Source organism: Paraburkholderia sp. XV (genome assembly GCF_020177535.1).
Lineage (GTDB): Bacteria > Pseudomonadota > Gammaproteobacteria > Burkholderiales > Burkholderiaceae > Paraburkholderia > Paraburkholderia caribensis.
Window position 1 is genome coordinate 1 of the sequence record NZ_JAGUUD010000228.1, and the last position, 4,411, is coordinate 4,411.

At 62.3% G+C, this 4,411-nt stretch carries 5 protein-coding genes; 3 read left to right on the plus strand and 2 right to left on the minus strand.

Annotated elements, in window-relative coordinates:
- Window positions 1-48 precede the first annotated feature (48 nt).
- Both KFO72_RS41325 and KFO72_RS41330 read right to left on the minus strand, forming a co-directional pair.
- Entirely contained in the window at window positions 49-612 is a 564-nt protein-coding gene (locus tag KFO72_RS41325) for a DEAD/DEAH box helicase family protein (protein ID WP_082845464.1), read from the minus strand.
- Complete coding sequence (locus tag KFO72_RS41330) at window positions 609-854, minus strand: hypothetical protein (RefSeq protein WP_156516705.1); 246 nt, start codon at window positions 852-854, stop codon at window positions 609-611. The genes KFO72_RS41325 and KFO72_RS41330 overlap by 4 nt, the downstream gene beginning before the upstream one ends.
- A gap of 395 nt (window positions 855-1,249) precedes the next feature.
- On the opposite strand from KFO72_RS41330, the gene KFO72_RS41335 reads away from it, so the two are divergent.
- From KFO72_RS41335 to KFO72_RS41345, 3 genes are read left to right on the plus strand one after another with little or no spacing between them, the layout of a single operon-like run.
- A complete protein-coding gene (locus KFO72_RS41335) occupies window positions 1,250-2,035 on the plus strand; it encodes a PadR family transcriptional regulator (RefSeq protein ID WP_062916937.1) in 786 nt (261 codons plus the stop codon).
- A gap of 34 nt (window positions 2,036-2,069) precedes the next feature.
- Complete coding sequence (locus KFO72_RS41340; RefSeq protein ID WP_082670429.1) at window positions 2,070-2,897, plus strand: siderophore-interacting protein; 828 nt, start codon at window positions 2,070-2,072, stop codon at window positions 2,895-2,897.
- Between the two features lie 25 nt (window positions 2,898-2,922).
- Complete coding sequence (locus KFO72_RS41345; RefSeq protein WP_225034507.1) at window positions 2,923-4,188, plus strand: MFS transporter; 1,266 nt, start codon at window positions 2,923-2,925, stop codon at window positions 4,186-4,188.
- Window positions 4,189-4,411: the final 223 nt, after the last annotated feature.

A 4,411-nucleotide genomic window follows, 5' to 3' on the forward strand; every position in this document is an offset into this window, starting at 1 on the left:
ACATCCACGGCGTCTCTGGTGAGCAGCAGATTGGCGGCGAACCAGCCGTCAGGTAGGGGTAGCAATGAAGTTTACGATCCGCGCGGCGGGAAACTTTGCTTTCAGGGCTTCCCACGTGGCGGCAACACTGTGATGCCCCTCGTCGAACAGGATCAGGTCGAAGAAGTCATCCGGTAGATCTTGCAACCAGCGGTTTTCATCGCCTTGAAGTTGCTGGATGTTCGTCACGACAACGTTCGCTTCCTCAAGGTCACCCCGATTGGTAGTAGTACCCCGGATCTCTACCGGCTCAGGAAACGGCGCCCCGTTTAAGACAGCGCATTTCTGGTAGAACATCCTTGGGTTCGTCGGATTGAAGTCCGAATGCAACTGGCTCGCGATCGCTATGCCGGGCGCGACCACCAACGTACGGTTGGATCGAAATGCGAAAGGCGAGATGGTTATCGTGCCAGACTTCCCGCAGCCGACAGGCAACACGATCCCAACTTCACGCGCTGAGTCATTCGCGTCGTTCGCGTATCGAGCCAACGCCTCATATGCCTCGCGCTGGGGCTCCCTGATATTCGGATTATTGGAAATTTCCGGGTGTCGACTTTGGAATGCTTTTGTCACTGAGCGCTCTCTTCGTTAATTGTCGGCGGCCCGCCGACCGAAAGTTGCTTTGCCCTTGTCAACCCGGAAAGCATTACCTGCTTCGCTCCCTCGCTGACGCAAGTTTCAGAAAACAATACACCAATCAGGCGTATCAAATGCATCATTTGCATTCCGAACTTTCGCCGCTCTCCTTGACGAATTCCCCGAAATCTGCGCAGCCCGCGAGCTAACAAAACGTCCAGAATGATCCTTTCGGACATGTCGAGTTCGCGAGATATAGGCGACCGGGTCTGCTGCTGCGAAGTGGGCACGCCAAGTCAGTGCAACCTTACGGCGTCAATCGCCTCACCAACGAGCCTAGAGGACATATTCCAGTCGGCCCAAGCAATCTAGCGCGGCTCGGGTGCCCCCTTGCGCTTAGGCCAGAAACCGTTGTATTGACTATCCAAGAGGTATCGACGATAGCAATCACGCATCGTCGTTGTGCGCCGCACACCGAATTTTCGCGTTCCCGCGCACTTTGTTGCACCTGAACGGACGTTTTCCCGTTCCCGCACACTTTGTTGTGCCCCAATACAAATTCGAGATTTGGCTTGACGAATTATCTTTAGATATATATCTTACGATACATCTTAAGACATTCGGAGATGCCGCCATGCGTCACCACCATCATCGTTTTTCCCGTGACTTCGCCCGCGACGCCGACTTTGCCCGCGATCCCGCGTTCTTTGGCTTATACGAACGCTTCCAGATGTTCAGGGACGCGATCGGCCGCCATCAGCGCGGCGGCGGCCGGCACGGCGGGCCGTTCGGCGGCGGCGCGGGCGGTCCGTTCGGGGGCGGCTTCGGCGGAGGATTCGGCGGCGAAGGCGACGGCTTCCCGCGCGGACGCAAGTTCACGTCCGACGATCTGCAACTGCTGCTGCTCGCGCTGATCGACGAGCAGCCGCGCCACGGTTACGAACTGATCAAGGCGCTCGAAGCGCGCTCGAACGGCTTCTACACGCCGAGCCCGGGGATGGTCTACCCCGCGCTGACCTATCTGGAAGAACTCGGCTACGTGACCGTGCAACTGGAAGGCAACCGCAAGCGCTACTCGCTCGCCGACGCCGGCCGCGAGTACCTCGCCGGCAACCGCGAGCGCGCCGACCTGATGCTCGCCAAGCTCTCGCATATCGCCCGCAAGATGGATTCGGTGCGCCGCGCGTTCGCGGGCGAGGCGGGACAGCAAGGCGAAGCGGGCGACGACGCGAGCGAATACGGCGGCTGGCTGCCCGAATTCGTGCAGGCGCGGCGCGCACTGAAACATGCGCTGCTGTTGCGCGACAACGCATCGCCGGAGGAGCAGCGGCGCATCGCGGCGATCCTCGCGCGCGCCACGGCCGAAATCGAAAGCAAGCCGCGCGAGAACGGCGGCAAAACGCCGGGCGAAGCCGCTTGACGCAGTCGATTCAACGACATTGAGAGAACACCTTATGCAAGCAACCCGAACCGATCTGAACGTGACGCGCGTGCGTCATCCGCTGAAATTCCGTCTGCTGCAAGTCAAGCACGTCGTGGCCGTCACGCCGCATCTGATCCGTGTGACGCTGACGGGCGACGATCTGCACGACTTCGTATCAGCCTCCTTCGACGATCACATCAAAGTGTTTTTCCCCGCGCCCGGCGAAGACAAGCCGACGCTGCCGGCAGCGGGCCCCGACGGCCCCGTGTTCCCCGCCGACCGCCCGCGCCCCGTCGCGCGCGATTTCACGCCGAAGCGCTTCGACCGCGACGCGCGCGAACTCGAGCTGGAGTTCGCGATGCACGAAGCCGGCCCCGCCGCCGAATGGGCGGCGCAGGCTAAGGCCGGGCAGTATCTGGGCATCGGCGGGCCACGTGGCTCGTTCGTCGTGCCGACGGGCTATGACTGGCATCTGCTGATCGGCGACGATACCGCCCTGCCCGCCATCGGCCGGCGTCTCGCGGAACTGCCGCAAGGTGCGCGCGTCGCGGCCGTGATCGAAGTCGCCGATCCTTCCGCGCGCATCGAGTTCGACACGCGTACCGATCTGTATATCGAATGGCGTTATCGCAGCGATGCCGCCCATCGTGACGACCGAGGTGCAGAGTTGCTGAAAGCGGTGCGCGAAACCTTCCTGCCGGACGGCGACGGCTACGTGTGGGCAGCGGGCGAAGCGGCAACGATGCGCGCCGTGCGCGCGCTGCTGGTCAACGAACGTGGCATCGACAAGTCGCGCATCCGCGCGTCGGCGTACTGGAAACAGGGCGAGCAGGCCGTCCACGAGAATCTCGACGACTGACGCCTCAACCAAACGGAGCCATGCATTGCTCTCATTGAACGAATCACACGAGCGGCGCCTGCTGTGGCTGCTCGCGCTCACGCAGTTCACCATCATCATGGATTTCATGGTGATGATGCCGCTCGGCCCGCAGATCATGCACGCGTTCGAGATCTCGCCTGCGCGTTTCGCGACGGCCGTGTCGGCGTATTCGTGGTGCTCGGGGCTATCGGGCCTGCTGGCCGCCACGTATATCGACCGTTTCGACCGGCGGCGTCTGTTGCTCGCCATCTACGCGCTGTTCGCACTGTCGAACCTCGGCTGCGCGCTCGCGCCGAACTTTCCGCTGCTGCTCGTGGCGCGCGCTTTCGCGGGCATTACGGGGGGCGTGCTTGCTTCCGTGGTGATGGCGATCGTCGGCGACGTGATTCCTGTTGCGCGGCGTGGCGCGGCGACGGGCACGATCATGACGGCCTTCTCGCTGGCGGCGATTGCAGGCGTGCCGGCGGGCGTGATGCTGGGCGCGCACTTCGGCTGGGCATCGCCGTTTGTGCTGCTCGTCGTGCTGTCCTGCGTGATCTGGATGGGCGGTTTGCGCATGGTGCCGTCGCTGACCGAGCATCTGCAGAGACAGCGCGTGCCGCTCGCGCAGGTGTTGCCTGATTTGTGGCGGCTGTTCGCGAATCCGCGGCATCTGAATGCGTTTGCGCTGACGTTTGTGGTGATGGTCGGGCACATGCTGGTGATTCCGTTCATCGCGCCGACGCTCGTGGCGAATCACGGTGTCGCGCCTGCCAATCTGTCGTGGCTCTATATGGCGGGCGGCGCCGCTACCTTCTTCACGTCGCGCCGGGTTGGCGCACTCTCGGATCGCTTTGGCAAGAAGCGCGTGTTCCGGATCGCTGCGTTGCTGTCGGTGTTGCCTGTGCTGTTCGTCACGCATCTGCCCGATCTGCCGTTTTACGCGATGGTGCTGTTCTTTCCGGTGTTCATGGTCGCGTTGTCGTCGCGGATGGTGCCGATGCAGGCGTTGCTCACGACGGTTCCGGAGCCGCAGACGCGCGGTGCGTTTCTCAGCGCGAACAGCGCGGTGCAGGCGATGGGCACGGGTTGTGGTGCGTGGTTCGGCGGCTTGTTGCTGACGACCACTGCGCAGGGGCAGATCGCGGGTTTTGGCACGGTTGGATGGTTGGCGGCGGCTGCCGCGGTGCTGGCGTGTGGGTGGATCGGGCGTGTGAGGAGCGCTAGTGACGCCGCTGCGGGCGGGGCGGTGAAGTCTGCGGCGGGGGTTGAAGTGGTTGGGGAGGTGTGATGGTTTTGTTTCGTGTTTTTTTCTTGCCTGGGTGTCTGGGGTCTGTTTGCTAGTGCGATAGCGGTGCCCGTTTTTTTTGCCCCTGTGCGGGGCGGCGGTTTTGGTTTTTTTGTGCTGGTGTCCGTGGTTTGACTCGTGCACCTTTGCGCTTTGCGCTTTGCTCTTTGCGCTTTGCGCTGGCATCCGCGTTACGTTAGCGTGCTTCAGGCGTCGCCCCTGTGCG